Genomic DNA, 16,185 nt, shown 5'->3' on the forward strand with positions numbered 1-16,185 from the left:
CACCGATGGTTGTTCAGCGAAGCAGTAAAATTCAGGAGAATGTAAATGAACCAGGAAATGACATTACAGCTTTTCAGAGATACAGAAGAAAACAATCATTTTCACCCGGATATGGAAGTGATTTACGTAATTGAGGGGAATGTGGACGTAACAATCCGGGAATGGGAATACCGCCTTGGCAAAAATGACGTGATTCTGGTAAATTCCGGAATCGAACATTCCCTGTCCTGCCGGGAACATGCGATTTTCTGCGCTGTCTGGTATTCCCCAGGGCTGACTGCAAAACTGGCAGACAGCGGGAATCTCTATTTCCACTGCTGCAGCGTAAGCGACGGCAGTTCTTCCTATGACAGCATTCGGCAGATTTTCCGAAATCTTATCCTGAATGAAATGGATGAAAGCAAAAAGGGCCGGTGCATACGGCAAAGCCTTTTGTACCGCCTGTTGGGAGAGTTGTTGGAACGCTTTCTTGCGGAAGAAGGAAAGAACGGCAAGATTTCAGAGGAAATGGGAAAGAACGGAATACAGAAGATTTCAGAAGAAGATATACGCATACAGAAGGCGCTGCAGTATGTCAGCCAGAATTTCCAGGGAAATATCGGCCTGTCAGAGCTTGCAGATCAGATGTACACGTCAGTTTCCACGTTATCCAGGTTATTTAAGAAGAAAACAGGGGTTTATTTTGCAGATTATGTAAAGCAATTGCGGCTCCGTTATGCCTGCCGGGAACTGGCGTTTTCCAGTGAGAGCATTACAAAAATCGCCATAGAAAGCGGATTTACCAATCTTTCCGGATTCAACCGCGTGTTCCGGGAAACTTACGGGGTATCGCCGTCCGAATACCGGAGAAGAGAGCAGAAAGCCCTTGCGCCTGCAGACGGAGGACGCCGGGAACTGGATGATCGGATTTTGGAAGAGCTGCGGCAGGAGTTTGCTGAGGAAAAGCCTGCGGAGCATCAAAGCATTACCGTTTATGCAGACACAGAAATCTGGGAAGATTACCGGAACGTCTGGGGAAACGCCGTGAACGTAGGGGCGGCGGCTTCTGTTTTGATGGCAAATATCCAGTACCACATCACATTTCTTGCAGAAAACCTTGGTTTTCGGTATGTGCGCGTCTGGAATCTGTTTTCTAAGCAGATGAAACTGACCGACGGCATCCATACCGGCAATTACAATTTCGCGAAACTGGATATTGTGTTTGATTTTCTGCAAAAATACCATCTCTATCCCTTTCTTGATTTGGGAATTAAACCGGACACTGCAGTCAGAACGGCTGTGGAGGTTGTGTATTTTGAAGATGAATCCATTCTGTTCCATTCCAGAGAGGCATGGGAGGAGACAGTGCGGGCATTTCTGCACCATGTGGTCAGCCGTTATGGGAAAGAATACGTGGAGCAATGGATTTTTGAGACGGGATTTGACCCGGTTCATGAGAAAAAATATTATGAGTCAGAAAACTATGATTATTTTGACGCCTATCAGTTCCTCTACCGGGAAGTGAAAGAGCTGCTGCCAAAGGCGCAGGTGGGAGGGCCGGAAGGAATTACTAATTTCAAGCCCCGGCGGATCGAAGATTTTCTGAATCGGTGCAAAGAAAGCGGCTGTATTCCGGATTTTGTTTCAGTGCTGCTGTTTCCCTATCTGACAAAGGTGGATGAAAACAAAATCTCAAGGCTGTGCATTTCAGGAGGAGATTTTGAGACAAAAGAACTGAAGGAAGTCCGGGCCATGATGGCGCGGGCAGGGATTAACAGCAAGGTGTATGTTTCCGAGTGGAACGGCACCCTCTCAAGCAGGAATTATCTGAATGACAGCTGCCACCGGGGCAATTACCTGATCAATAAACTGATTGAAATGTGGGATCAGGCGGATATGATCAATGTCTGGATGGCCTCTGACTGGGTGAGCAATTACTTCGATGTCCGGGGCGTGGCAAACGGAGGAAACGGCCTTTTGACCAAGGATACCATTTGCAAGCCCGTATATTTTGCCATGCAGTTTTTGAATCAGCTTGGCGGCAGGCTGCTGGCGAAAGGGAGAAATTATATCGTAACTTTCAACGGGCAGCAGGAATATTACATCCTGGGCACCAATTTCCGGCGGCTTGGGGAAGGGTATTTTCTGAAGCAGGAGCAGATAGAGAATCCGAAAGAAGTGGCGGATGTGTTTGAGGACAGCAATCCATTGGAGCTTAAAGTTATCCTCCGGGGAATAACCCCCGGCAGATATGTGGTGAAAAAACGGGTGGTCAGCCCCAAAGAGGGCAGCCTTCTTGCGGAATGGGGAAAGTTTGGGTACGACAATGGGCTTGGCAGTCCGGAGGTAAAATATATCCGTCAGCTCAGCGTTCCCCGCCTGTCCATGAAAAAGATAGAGACAGCTGAGCCCAAGCTTCAGATAGAAGAAACATTATCCGCCCATGAAATTATGTTTCTGCATCTGTATCCGGCCTGACAGGCTGCGGTTAAATGCATGTTTGAAAAAGGAGTGCAACAATTGTATGGCAATTGTTGCACTCCTTTTTCTGCTGCCTGAAAGAATGAAAAAATTGACAGAAATTCTGCCCTTTGGCGGGAAGCGGACAGGGGAAGAAGGATTTATAATAAGACCATGCAAAAGAGATATCTCAAAACTTTGGCGGCCGGCATTGCCAGAGTTCAAATAATTGTTAAAAGAAAGGCGAGAAAAATGAATCAAAAGAAAACAGCTTCAAAAGCAGCCGTAATCTGTTATGGCTTCGGAGATTTGGCCTCACAGTTTGTCTGGACTTTCGTAGGCTCTTACCTGACGATTTTCTACACAGACGTGGTAGGGCTTGCGCCCATTGCCGTATCTGTTATTATGATGGCTGCCCGGGTGTGGGATGCAGTCAACGATCCGATGATGGGAGCAATCGCAGAACGGACCCGTTCTAAATTCGGAAGGTTCCGCCCCTATATTGCATTCGGGTGTCCCTTACTGGCAATCTTCGGAGTGCTGACCTTTACCAATCCTTTTAGCGGAAGCTCTTCGGCGGGCGTGATATGGGCGTCTCTTACCTACATAGTGGCAGGCATGATTTACACCCTGACCAATATTCCCTATGGGGCTTTGGCGGGAGTTATGACAGAGGACGCCAACCAGAGAAACCAGATCAACACTTCCAGAAATATCGGCATGAATCTGGGAATGGTAATTGTAAATGCCTGTTCTGCAGGAATGATGCTGAAATTTTCCGGAGCAGGGGCAGAAGTGGCCAATGGAAGAGGATATATGATGACAGCCGTTGTTTATGGAGTGATTTCTATTCCCCTGTTTCTCATTGTATTTTTTACGGCAAAGGAGCATGTGCAGCCGGCAGAGGAAATTAAGAAATTCTCATTTAAAGAAACCTTCGGCAGCCTGATAAAGAACAAATATCTGATGATTGTGACATTGATTATGGCAATTCAGATGACAGCATTTATGGGAAGAATCGCCGTTACATCTTTTTATGTGATTTACTGCCTGGGCTCCTTTACCATGATTGCGCTGATTATGACCATTCCCTCCATCGGCGGCATCATTGGTTCCCTGTTTGTTCCCCTGGCGGCAAAACGGCTTGGAAAACGGAATGTGCTGATGGGTTCCATGGTCATCCAGGGCATCGGGCTTTTAGTGATTTACTTTGCGCCCTTCGACAATCTCACAATGGTTCTGGCAGGATGCTGGATGTTCGGCCTGTTTAATGTGGGATTTCCAATGACCCTTTCCATGGTGGCGGATTCTGTGGATTATATGGAGCTGAAAACAGGGCTTCGGACAGACGGAACGGCCTATGCAACCTACGGCCTGGCCACAAAGTTCGGAAATGCCGTGGGCGGAGCCGTAGGAGTGCTTCTGCTTGGATTATTTGGCTATGTGGCAAATGCAGAGCAGACAGCCGAAGCTTTACGGGGCATCAATATCGTGGTGAACCTGCTTCCGGCCATTCTGTTTTTCCTGGGAGCGGCAGCATGTCTGCTGTGGAATATCACCGATAAAGATGCAGACGATATCCGCAGGCAGTTGAGAGAAAAAGCAGAGAGATAATTATAGGAGGAATAAAATCATGAAAAATGGAAAATTACAGGTAGCAGTAGTAGGATGCGGCGGCATCGCAAATCAGAAACATTTCCCGGCATTAAAATCACAGTCAGATAAATGCGACATTGCTGCATTTTGCGACATTCAGGTTGAACGGGCCAAAAAGGCGGCAGAGGAATACGGCGCAGAAGGCGCGAAAGTATATGAGGACTATCAGGAGCTTTTAAAAGATCCGGAGATTGACGTGGTGCATGTATGCACTCCCAACGTGGCCCACTGTCCCATTACCGTGGCGGCTTTTGAAGCAGGCAAGCATGTAATGTGCGAAAAACCCATGGCGGCCACCACAGAAGACGCGCAGAAAATGATGGAAGCATGGAAAAAATCAGGAAAGAAATTTACCATCGGATACCAGAACCGGTTCCGCACCGACGCACAGGCTTTGAAGCGGGCGTGCGAAGAAGGAAAACTGGGAGAAGTCTATTTTGCAAAAGCCCATGCAGTGAGAAGAAGGGCAGTTCCCACCTGGGGCGTATTCCCGGATAAATCCAAACAGGGCGGCGGGCCGTTGATTGACATCGGAACCCATGCCCTTGACATTACCCTGTGGTGTATGGATAACTATGAGCCGGAAACCATTACAGGCTCCGTGTTTGAGAAGCTGGGCCATCTTCCGGAAGCAACGGAAGGAAATATGTTCGGGCCCTGGGACCCTGAGACTTATGAAGTGGAGGATTCCGCCTTCGGCTATATCAAAATGAAAAACGGCGCAACCATCTTCCTGGAGTCCGCATGGGCGCTGAATGTGAAAGATTCCAGGGAAGCAGCCACCACCCTCTGCGGAACAAAGGCAGGAGCGGAAATGATTGGCGGAATGAGCCAGGAAGGATACGATCTTGTGTTCAATGAGACCACCGGAGGAATTCTGACCGAAGAGCATATTTCCGATGCAGGCGCAATTGCGTTTTTTGAAGGAAGCAGCGGCGGAACGCCGGAGGTAAAAGAATGCAAACAGTGGTTAGAAGCCATTATTGAGGATAAAGAACCTTTGGTGAAACCGGAACAGGCTTTTGTGGTAACGGAAATTTTGGATACCATTTACAAATCCGCAAGGGAATATAAAGAAATCCGCTTATAACCGGCGGTTTCCGGATTTTTGCAGGATGCTGCCTGAAGGGATAGACAGCGGTTTCAGGCAGCAGACTGTATCGGAACTACAACAATTAAGTCAGGAGGAAATTATTTATGTCAAGAATCAAACCGGCTGTAAGCCTTTACAGCCTGCAGGACGAATATTTGAATCACAGAATGGATTTGGCGGATATTATGCGCTATGTGAAAGAACAGGGAGCTGAAGGGGTGGAAATCCTGCCGGATCAGATGTTAAAAGGCGCGCCTCATATTTCCGATGAAACGCTGAATCAGTGGAACAGCCTTTTGGCAGAAACAGGGCTTGCCCCGGTCATTGCCGATGTGTTTTTAAATACTAATCTTTATAAAAACAGAACGCTGACCAGGAAAGAATGCATTGAGCTTCTGGCAGAGGAAATCAGGCAGGCTGCCCGCCTGGGCATCCATTTGATCCGGCTGGTGTCCATGGTGCCTTACTGGGTGATTGAGCCTCTGCTTCCCTATTGTGAAGCGTATGACGTTGCCATAGCCCTGGAAATCCATGCGGGAATGGCCTTTGACATTCCGGAGACAAAAGCATTTATTGAAGAAATGAAACGGGTGAATTCCAGGTATGTGGGACTTGTGATTGACACCGGGATTTTCTGCAGACGGTTCCCCAGAGTGGTGCGGGCATATGAGACGCAAAACGGAACCAGCCAAGAGGTCTTTGACTATATTGACACCCTTTTTGAAAAAGGCTCTGACCTGCACCGGGAACTCAGGGAAAACGGATATCAGTATCCCAGGGAACTGGAAGAAGCCATACAGACCGAGCATGACAGAATGTTTGTTCCTCTTTGCGACGGCTATGAGAATTATAAATTTGAAGATTTGGATGAATATATGCCCTATATCAAGCATTTTCATTTTAAATTGTTTGAGATGACGCCGGAAGGGCCGGAGTATTCCATGGATTACAAAGGGCTGCTTCAGTATCTCCACCGCAAAGGCTACGACGGGTATGTGGCCACGGAGTACGAAGGAAACCGCTTTACCCTGCCGGGAGAGAAAATGAAGGAAAAAGAACAGGTGGCGGCGCAGCTTTCCTATATCAGAAAATGCCTGAATGAAATGGAAGGACAGGAGGGAAGATAAGATGTTTGACAATAACGTATTTAAGGAAAATACCTGCAGGAATATTGTGGAAAACGGCAAGGTTATCGGTTACGGAATGGAGACCAATATTACCTATTACAGAGGAATTCCCCTGTCTATGGTGGAATATATCAAAGTGTGCGCAGACGGGAAAGAGGTTTCCCCGGAACAAATCAGGATTTCCGTGGATCAAACCGACTGGTTCACCTTAGAAGAAGCGGAGACGGTCACAAGCTATAAATGGGAATACGGCGAACCGCTGTATATCCGGGTGGAGCAGGAAGGCGGCCTTTGTGCGGGAACCCATAAGGTAAAACTGACGGTAGCCACCAGGACGGCATATATTCCGGTACCCTTAGAGGGAATCCGGGAACGGGACGTAACGATTGCATAGAGGAGGCAAAAAATGAAGAAAAAGAACGTATTGGGAATTTCCTTCGGCCGGAAGATGGGCAACACAGACGTGATGGTAAAAACAGCGCTGATGGAATGCGAAAAGGCAGGCCATGAGGTGCATTTTATCCATGCCGATGATTTGGACATTCAGCCCTGTACCGGATGTATTTCCTGTGTGGTGGGCATGACCACAGGAAGAGGAAAAGGCGGCTGCCCCCTGAAAGATGAGCTTTATATTCTGGAGGAAGCGCTGATGGAGTGCGACGCGGTCATTGTGGGTTCCCCCACTTATGTACTGGGGCCCACCGGAAGGTTTAAGACAGTATGCGACCGCCTGGGGCCTTCCCACGACATCACTTTCCGCAAAGCCGCATACGAAGAGGGGCTTGCAGCAGGGAAAACGCCGGATCAGCTTCCGGATGAGCGAAGCTTTAAGAAACGTGTAGGCGCGCTGCTTTCGGTGGGCGGCGCCATGACAAAGAACTGGCTGTCCTTTATGCTTCCCACCATGTATGAATTTACCATGTCCATGGGCATTGACGTGATTGATATGCACGAATATCACGGCGCAATGGCATATGAGCATGTACTGGGCAACGAAGGACAGATGGAGCGCATGAAAAAAATGGGGCGGAACATTGCCGCCGCCCTGACCGCAGAAGGAGAAAAAGAGCGAACCAGATGGAGAGGCGAAGAAGAAGGGATATGTCCGGTCTGCCATTGTGACATGCTGACTGTTTCCAAAGACAGGTCGTCTGTGGAATGTCCGGTTTGCGGCATTTACGGGGAACTGGAATGCCGGGACGGCAGAATTCAGGCGCGCTTTTCTGAAGCGGAGCAGCAGCGCTCCAGGCTCCGCTGGGACGGCAAGCTGGAGCATTCCACTGAGATTAAGACAAAGGCCGTGGGACCGGGGCAGATTCCGAATCTGCAGGAGTTAAAGAAGCCTTACATTGGATATGCGGAATAAATAAGTTTCTGCACTGGATTCAGAAAGGAAGAACCGTATGAAATTAGGATTGATTACATCTATTTTAGATGGAATGACGTTAGAAGAAGTAATAAAATTTGCGGCAGAACAGGGATTGGAATGCCTGGAAGTGGCCTGTTGGCCCACCGGCGGCGCCCAGCGCAGATATGCCGGCGTCAGCCATATTGACGCTGCGAATCTGACCAGGGAGAAGGCTGACAGCATTCAATGCCTCTGCCGGGAACAGGGGGTGGAAATTTCTTCCCTTGCCTACTATCCCAACACCATGGACCCGGATTTGGAGAAACGGAAGGGATATATCAGCCACCTTTACAAGCTGATTGACGCATCCGCTTTGCTGGATGTGAATATGGTGACCACTTTTGTGGGAAGAGACCCGCAAAAAAGCGTTTCCGAGAACCTGGAACTGGTCAAAGAGGTCTGGCCGCCCATCGTGAAATATGCGGAAGAAAAAGGCGTAAAAATTGCCATTGAAAACTGTCCGATGCTGTTTACGGAGGACGAATGGCCCGGCGGCCAGAACCTGATGACGACGCCGGAAAACTGGCGGAAGGTCTTTGCAGTCATTGACAGCCCCAATTTCGGAATCAATTACGATCCCTCCCATTTCGTATGGCAGCAGATTGATTACATCCGGCCCATTTATGAATTTAAAGATAAGATTTTCCATGTGCATTATAAAGATATTAAAGTGTATCAGGAGAAGCTTGCCGACGTGGGCGTGATGGCCGTTCCCCTTGCCTATATGTCCCCCAAGCTTCCCGGACTGGGCGATGTGGACTGGGGCAGATATGTTTCCGCCTTGACCGATATCGGATACGACGGGTACACCTGTATTGAGGTGGAGGACAAAGCCTTTGAGAACAATCTGGAGGATGCAAAAAAAGCTGTGGCTTTAAGCGCCAGATACCTTAGAAATTTTGTGATTTAAGAAATACGGCTCCGGCGGTTAAATGTATATATATCCAGAAGCGGGTAGGAAAGGAGAGTTTCAAAAATGATGGAAGAGATCAGGATTGGCATAATCGGATATGGATTTATGGGCCATGAACATGTGAAAATGCTGTCAGAACTGGAAGGCTATCGCATTGTGGGAGTGGCTGACATTGACAGGGAGCAGTTAGCGGAGGTTCCAGAAGGAATCAAACGATACGCTTCCAACGAAGAACTGATGAACGATCCGGAAGTTCAGGTGGTTCTGATTTCTGCAAATAATAATCAGCATCATGCGCTTGTGCTTCAGGCAGCCCGGGCGGGCAAAGACATTATCTGTGAAAAACCCGTTGCCATGAGCCTGAAAGAACTGGACGATATGGTGAGGGTGACCAAAGAGCAGGGCGTGAAATTTACCGTTCACCATCAGCGCAGGTTAGATCCGGATTACCGGACGGCAAAGGAGATTTTTGATAAAGGAACCCTGGGAGATGTGTTTACCATTAAAAGCAGTCTGTATGGATTTAACGGAAATATGCATGACTGGCATGTCTATCTGAAAGAAGGCGGCGGAATGCTGTATGACTGGGGCGTGCACCTGCTGGATCAGATTTTGTGGATGATGCCGGAAGCGAAAATTACAGGCATTTACGCAGATATCCGCAATGTGATTAATTTCGAAGTGGATGATTATTTTAAGATTCTCATGCGGTTTGACAACAACATTATGGCGGAGGTGGAACTGGGCACCTATTACCTCACCGATAAGATGCATGATAAGTGGTTTGAACGTCATTGGTTTATCGGCGGAAATCAGGGCAGCGCCTATGTGGACGGCTTTGAGCCGGAGGGGAAAATTGTGCGCACCGCAGGGCTCCTTCAGAATGTAGGCGGCGCAAGAACCATGACTGCGGCAGGCCCCACCCGTTCTTTCGGGCCGCCGCCGGAAGGAAAAATCCTGACAGAGCCGGTACCTGAAGTGCACACCGGACATCAGCAGTATTTTGAAAATTACAGAAAAGCATATTTTGGAGAAGAAGAATTCCTGGTGAAAATTCCGGAAACCAGAAGAGCGCTGACGCTGATGGACGCTGTCAGAGAGTCTGGAAGAACCGGGAAATCGGTGGAATTTGAAGACGGGCTGTAAATAGAAAAAGAGTATTTGGAACCAGGTTTTCAGGCGGACAAAACTGCCGGAGGGTTCTTTGGCATAGAAACGTCAAAGAACCCTCCGGCAGTTTCTGCTGCTGTATCTGGGTTTTATCCAATTCATCCATTGACTTTCCGGCCAAAATATATTAAAACAATAAGAAAGAGAAATCTATACATAATGAGGAAATAAGATGGCAAGTATCAGAGAAGTGGCCCAGGAAGCAGGGGTAGGAGTGGGAACCGTATCGCGCGCCTTAAACGGTTCCGGTTATGTTTCATCGGAGACAAGGAAGAAAATTGAAAAAGCAGCCAGGAAATTAAATTATACGCCCAATGAACTGGCGAGAAATCTGTACCACAATAAAACGGGAATCGTAGGCGTGATTGTGCCGGATTTGAATCATCCCTTTTTTGCTTCTCTGGTGAAGTATATTGAAATGGAACTGTACGAACAGGGCTATAAAACCATGATTTGCAATACGGTGGGCATCAGCAGGCGGGAGCAGGAATACCTGGATATGCTGGAACGGAACATGGTGGACGGGATTATTACAGCCTCCCACGGACTGGAGGTGGAAGAATACCGAAAGCAGGTCAAGCCCATTGTTTCCATTGATCGGGATTTAGGCCCCCGGATTCCCCTGATTGGCTGCGATCACGGAAAAGGCGGGGAACTGGCGGCGGAGCTGATGCTTCAGGCCGGGCGCAGGAAAATATATCTTGTCTCAGGAATTTCACCTAATGTTATGGCAAATGACAGATACAGCACGTTCACCCGGAGAATGGAAGCGCAGGGAGTCACTGTTTTGAATGAAATCATGGAATGGAATATGTTTCACTGGGACGCCCACTATAAAATGGCAGAAGAGATTTTCCGGAATCATCCGGATATTGACGGGATATTCGGAGGAGATCTGGCGGCAATCGCCTGTCTGCATATGGCGCAGCGGAAAGGACTGCGGGTTCCGGAGGATATTTCCATTATCGGCTTTGATGCCACAACCCCTTCTAATATGGTATATCCCAGGCTGACTGCAATTCGGCAAAATGTAGAATTATTGGCGGAGGTTTCCGTGAACACCCTTCTGGATTTGGTGGAACAGCGGAAAAATGTGCCCCACCGGCTGATTCTGGATGTGGAAATCCAGTCCGGCGGAACCGTATAGGGCGAATTTTTTGGTAAAAATATAAAAAATTGAAAAAATAAATTTAGTGAAAATAGATAAAAAAAGAAGGATTTGTACAAAGTGCACAATACAAAATCTTCTTTTTTTGTGTCTCAAGGGAAAAAGTCCAAAACATGATTGACAAAGTCTTCCCGGTATACTACAATTATTACATGGAACGGGTTCCATTATTAAATAGATAAATTTCAGTAAAAAATACAAAAAACTATTAATTTATTGTAATTTATGATATGGAACCGATTCTATACAGAAGGAATTTTCTGTATAAGAAGAACGAAAAAGAAACAGGAGGAAAGGAGGAAGCAGATGTATACAGGAGGTTATACAAAGCTTGAGATATTTGCCAGGGCTGTGCAGCCGGGAGGAAAGATCCGGGTGATTTCCCCAAAAGACAGCCGGCAGGAAGGGGCTGTGCAGGAAAGGGCTTCTGCATTGGAAAACTGCCGGGAGGTTTTGGTGGAAAGCGGATATTACAGATGGCTGAAGCTGCCGGTGGAGCAGGATACAGAGTATGAAATATTGTGCGAGGAATGCCAGGTGTCTCTGTGTTATCTCAGCGGCAGCGAGGATATCCTGGAAACAGGCGTCTGTTATCTGGAGCAGGAACAGGAAGGCGGCAGATTTGTAAGGGCAGATCAGGAAGAGAGGTATCATTCCCCCATCCGGGAAGCCTATCATTTTGCCCCCTGGAAAAACTGGCTCAATGATCCCAACGGATTGTGCTGGTTTCAGGGATATTACCATATGTTCTATCAGTTTAATCCCCACAGTCAGCAGTGGTCTCATATGTACTGGGGCCATGCGGCAAGTAAAGATCTGGTGCACTGGATTCATCTTCCCGTGGTTTTGGAGCCGCAGGAAGAGATCCTTCAACATCCAGGGGAACAAAAAGGAGGCGCCTTTTCCGGTTCTGCGGTGGTTCATGAGGGGGAAGCGGTATTTTTTCTGACCCGAAGCAGCGGCCCCCAGGTGGACGGGGAAGATACGCTGCAGCAGCAGTGGAAAACAACCAGCAGGGATATGCTGCATTTTTCAGAAGAGAAACTGGTGATTGACCGGCAGCCCCAGGGAGCTTCTTTCGATTTCAGGGACCCCAAGGTGTTCAGAGCAGAAGGGAAATGGTATATGGTTTTAGGAAGCGCCCTGGAGGGGAAAGCGGCCATTCTTCTGTACGAATCAGAGGATTTGGAGCATTGGGCTTATACCGGCCCGCTGCTGGTGGAACATGAAACAGGAATCCGCTGCGTGGAATGTCCGGATTTGATGGAGCTGGATGGAAAATACCTGGCGGTGGGCGCATTGATGCACCATTACGATTCCTGGGGCAGATATCAGATGTGCAGATATTATGTGGGAGATTTCCAGGAGGGAATATTTACAGAGGAGCACAGAGGATGGTTTGATTTTGGAAGCAATTGCTACGCCATGCAGAGCTTTGAGCACAAAGGGCGCAGAATCAGTATCGGATGGGTTTCTGATTTCTACGGGGAGCATCTGGAGCTGGAGCAGGGAGCCTGCGGAAGCATGACGCTGCCCAGGGAGCTGCATATCCGGGACAATCGGCTGTATGCAGTGCCCGTCCGGGAACTGGAATCCCTGAAAGGGGAAAGTCTGTACCGGGGGCAGGGGGAACCTGTCTGCCTGAAAGGGATTTGCCCCAATACATATAAAGCAGAACTGGAGCTGGAGGGCAATATTCCATTTTCCATTCAGTTAGGCGGAGACGAGGAGCGCCAAATCATGCTGAACCATGATGAAACAGGGCTGTATCTGCAGACAAAAGGAGTAAAGAGTGAATCTGTCCTGTTTCCCGCAGAGGTGGAACGGGTGGAAAAGCTGGAGATATTTACAGACCGCCGGACAGTGGAAGTTTATGTCAATGACGGGGAAGCAGTGGGGACAAAGCTGTTTTACGATATCTCGGATCAGGGCTGCTTTATTCTGAATACAGAGGCGGCCGAGGGCCTGAAGCGTGTGGAAATTTTCCGGATGAAGTCGATCTGGACAAAAAGAAGATAACAGCATAAAAATCATGATGGAAGAGGGAAGGAGAGGAAATATGAGAAAGAGAGTGATTGCGGCTTTGCTGACGGCTGCGCTTACAGCGGGCGTATTGACAGGCTGCGGCGAGCCAAAGAAGCGGGTCAATGAGGATGGGGAATCGGTAATCACTATATGGAGCCCCAGCGATGAACCGGCCATTGAGGAATGGTGGGTGGAGAAAATCGAAGCTTTTAACCAGGCCCATGAGGGAACAATTGAACTGCGCAGGGAAGCCATTGTGCGTGCGGATTCTTACGCATATGAGGATAAGGTCAACGCGGCGATTACCTCCAATGATCTGCCGGATATTCTGTATGTTGACGGGCCGAATGTATCCATTTATGCGGCAAATGAAGTGACGCTGCCATTGGACGATTTCTTTTCAGAGGAAGAATGGAGCGATTTTTTTGACTCCTCCAAACAGCAGAATACGTACAATGGGCATATCTATGCAGTGGGTGCAACGGAAAGTTCTGTGGCATTGTACTACAATAAAGACCTGTTGGATGCAGCAGGGATTGATGTGCCGGACAGTAAAGAGGACGCATGGACCTGGAGCGAATACTATGACGCTGCCAAAAAGCTCACAAGAGACGGGGTAGTGGGGACAAATATTATTATGGATAAAGGAGAGGGGCTTTCTTATGTACTGGGACAGTTCTGGATTTCCAACGGGACAGATTTTGTCAACCAGGAGGGAAGCTCGGCAGAAGGGTATCTGAACAGCCAGGAAGGCGTGGAAGCGGCAGAATTTTTAAACAGTCTGATTAGGGACGGCTATGCCAATATTGATCCGATCCAGAAGGAATTTCACAACGGCAAAGCGGCAACCATGTTAGGCGGTTCCTGGGAAGTGGCCACACTGGAAAAAGATTATCCGGATCTCAACTGGGGCGTTACCTATTTTCCGGTGGCGGATGAAAACGGGATTCTGACGTCTCCCACCGGAGACTGGGCGGCTTCCGTGACAAAAAATGTCCAGGATATGGATGCCGTGAAAGAGGTGATGCGTTTCCTGTTTTCAGAGGAAAACGTAACCACTTATGCCCAGGCGATTTCGAAGCCGCCCACCAGGGTTTCCAGTTATGACGTATTGACGGAATACAATGAATATCCGCGATCTGTTTTTAAGGAGCAGCTGATGGAAACCGGGCATCCCAGGCCGAGAACGCCGTCTTACAGCGTGCTGACGGCTGAATTTGCGGAGGCAATGCTGAATATTTTTACCGGCGTAGACCCAAAGGAAGCTCTGGACGCAGCCGCGGCGGCCATGGACAAAGATTATAACAAATATTATGCAAAGGATTGATGGAACAGGGGGATTGGCGATGAAAAAATCAATCAATAAGATAAGTGAACGAAGGGCTGCTTATATTTTTATTCTTCCGGCAGTTGTTTTACTGGCAGCGTTTTTGATTTATCCGTCTCTGCAGACGGTTCGGTATGCATTTACCGATTATAATATTATGCGTCCTGACCGGATCGTGTTCTGCGGTCTCAATAATTTTACAGAGCTTTTAAAGGATGAGGACTTTTGGATTGCAGTGAAAAACACCCTTTATTTTACCGTACTGGTAGTGCCTTTTCAGACGGTTCTGGCCCTTGCGCTGGCTCTTTTGATTTCTTCCAGGAGAAAAGGCGTCTCTATATTCCGGGCGGCATATTTCAGCCCGCAGGTTACCTCCATGGTTGTGGTGGCCATTCTCTGGACCGTTATGTATAATTCCAGTCCGGACAGCGGGCTTTTGAACGCTCTGCTTGTAAAGCTGGGATTAGAGCCCTGCGGCTTTTTAAATGACCCGAAAACTGCCATGAACTCCATTATCTTTATGTCTGCATGGCAGGGAGCAGGATACCAGATGATGATTTTTCTGGCGGGCCTGCAGGGAATTTCCAGGGAGCAGTATGAAGCGGCGTCCATTGACGGCGCAGGGAAGATACAGAGCTTTTTCTATGTGACCCTTCCGGGGCTTAAGAGCGTGATTCAGTATGTGGTGATGATCACCGTCATTCAGGCAATGAAGCTGTTTACCCAGCCGTATGTTATGACCAAAGGCGGGCCTCAGAATTCCACCCGCACCCTGGTATATTATATTTATGAACAGGGCTTTCAGAAGCGAAATTTCGGATATGCCTGCGCGGTGGCGGCTGTGTTCTTTGTCATTGTCATCAGCCTGTCACTGGGGATGAAGAAAATTATCAAAGCGGAATAGGTTCGGAAGGAGGATTCTTATGACAAAGAGAAAAACGTTTGAAAAATTTGCATTTTATTTTGGCAATACGCTGATTGCGCTGATTTTTGTATCGCCGCTGATCTGGATGATTTCATCTTCTTTAAAGCCGGAGTCGGAAATTTTTAAAGGGCTGAACTCGCTGTCCACCTTTTTTCCAAAAGGGGCTTCCCTCAGCAATTACATAGAGGTGTTTCAGAGGATCAACATGTGGAAATTTATCGGAAACAGCCTGTTTTATGTGCTGGTGATTATTATCCTGGATCTTCTGGTGAATTCCATCTGCGGATATGCGTTGGCTAAATTTGAATTCCGGGGGAAAAATCTGCTGCTGACCCTTGTGATCAGCCTGATGGTTTTCCCGGCAGAGGCGATTATGCTTCCTATGTACCGGGAAATGGCAGATTTGGGATGGATTAATTCCTGGGCTTCCCTGATTGTGCCCTTTGTGGCAAAGTGCTTCAGCATTTATATGTTCCGCCAGTTTTTCCTGGGCATTCCGGATGAGCTGCTGGAAGCGGCGTCCATCGATGGATGCGGGCCGGTGCGGACATTTTTCAGGGTGGTAATGCCTATATCGGGAACCGTGTACGCAACAATCTTTATTCTGGATTTTGTTGCCCATTGGAATGACTTTATGTGGCCTCTTTTGGTGGTGACCGGAGAAGAGAAACGCACCATTCAGCTGGCCATTCAGACCTTCTTCGGCTCCAAGCCCATCAACTACGGCCCGATTATGGCTTCCCTGACGATTTCTGCAATTCCGATGCTGATTATGTTTATCTTCCTGCAGAAATACTATGTGGAAGGAATTGCATCTACGGGTATTAAGGGATAGAGGCTGGATACGGACAGAACTTCAGGATTGCTTGTGCATTGAAAGATGAATTACTGACATTTTATATTTTAATACACAGGAACTGCAGAAGCCCCCTTT

Annotated in this window: 13 protein-coding genes; all 13 read left to right on the forward strand. The window is 48.1% G+C overall.

Annotation, left to right across the window (positions count from 1 at the left end):
- The first annotated feature begins 45 nt into the window (after positions 1-45).
- Positions 46-2,457, forward strand: coding sequence for a GH39 family glycosyl hydrolase (locus tag ACTO17_RS16655; RefSeq protein WP_482558713.1), 2,412 nt, complete (start codon positions 46-48; stop codon positions 2,455-2,457).
- A 234-nt stretch (positions 2,458-2,691) separates the two neighbouring features.
- Complete coding sequence (locus tag ACTO17_RS16660; protein WP_172537805.1) at positions 2,692-4,053, forward strand: MFS transporter; 1,362 nt, start codon at positions 2,692-2,694, stop codon at positions 4,051-4,053.
- Positions 4,054-4,072: 19 nt separating this feature from the next.
- Positions 4,073-5,185, forward strand: coding sequence for a Gfo/Idh/MocA family protein (locus ACTO17_RS16665; protein WP_482558714.1), 1,113 nt, complete (start codon positions 4,073-4,075; stop codon positions 5,183-5,185).
- A gap of 107 nt (positions 5,186-5,292) precedes the next feature.
- Entirely contained in the window at positions 5,293-6,315 is a 1,023-nt protein-coding gene (locus tag ACTO17_RS16670; protein ID WP_172537803.1) for a sugar phosphate isomerase/epimerase family protein, read from the forward strand.
- A gap of 1 nt (position 6,316) precedes the next feature.
- A complete protein-coding gene (locus tag ACTO17_RS16675; protein WP_482558715.1) occupies positions 6,317-6,709 on the forward strand; it encodes a C-glycoside deglycosidase beta subunit domain-containing protein in 393 nt (130 codons plus the stop codon).
- Positions 6,710-6,721: 12 nt separating this feature from the next.
- Entirely contained in the window at positions 6,722-7,681 is a 960-nt protein-coding gene (locus tag ACTO17_RS16680) for a flavodoxin family protein (protein WP_482558716.1), read from the forward strand.
- Positions 7,682-7,718: 37 nt separating this feature from the next.
- Positions 7,719-8,633 carry a sugar phosphate isomerase/epimerase family protein gene (locus ACTO17_RS16685; protein ID WP_482558717.1) on the forward strand — a complete coding sequence of 305 codons (915 nt, stop codon included), beginning with the start codon at positions 7,719-7,721 and terminating at the stop codon, positions 8,631-8,633.
- A gap of 66 nt (positions 8,634-8,699) precedes the next feature.
- Positions 8,700-9,782, forward strand: a complete 1,083-nt coding sequence (locus ACTO17_RS16690; protein ID WP_482558718.1) for a Gfo/Idh/MocA family protein — start codon at positions 8,700-8,702, stop codon at positions 9,780-9,782.
- A 196-nt stretch (positions 9,783-9,978) separates the two neighbouring features.
- A complete protein-coding gene (locus ACTO17_RS16695) occupies positions 9,979-10,953 on the forward strand; it encodes a LacI family DNA-binding transcriptional regulator (RefSeq protein WP_172537799.1) in 975 nt (324 codons plus the stop codon).
- A 327-nt stretch (positions 10,954-11,280) separates the two neighbouring features.
- Entirely contained in the window at positions 11,281-12,993 is a 1,713-nt protein-coding gene (locus tag ACTO17_RS16700; protein WP_482558719.1) for a glycoside hydrolase family 32 protein, read from the forward strand.
- A 40-nt stretch (positions 12,994-13,033) separates the two neighbouring features.
- A complete protein-coding gene (locus tag ACTO17_RS16705) occupies positions 13,034-14,326 on the forward strand; it encodes an ABC transporter substrate-binding protein (protein ID WP_482558720.1) in 1,293 nt (430 codons plus the stop codon).
- Between the two features lie 19 nt (positions 14,327-14,345).
- Positions 14,346-15,230, forward strand: a complete 885-nt coding sequence (locus tag ACTO17_RS16710; protein ID WP_172537797.1) for a carbohydrate ABC transporter permease — start codon at positions 14,346-14,348, stop codon at positions 15,228-15,230.
- A 19-nt stretch (positions 15,231-15,249) separates the two neighbouring features.
- Positions 15,250-16,086: a carbohydrate ABC transporter permease gene (locus ACTO17_RS16715; RefSeq protein WP_482558721.1), complete on the forward strand. Its 837-nt coding sequence runs from the start codon at positions 15,250-15,252 to the stop codon at positions 16,084-16,086.
- The last annotated feature ends 99 nt before the right edge of the window (positions 16,087-16,185 follow it).

It is taken from the genome of Petralouisia sp., from assembly GCF_056822245.1.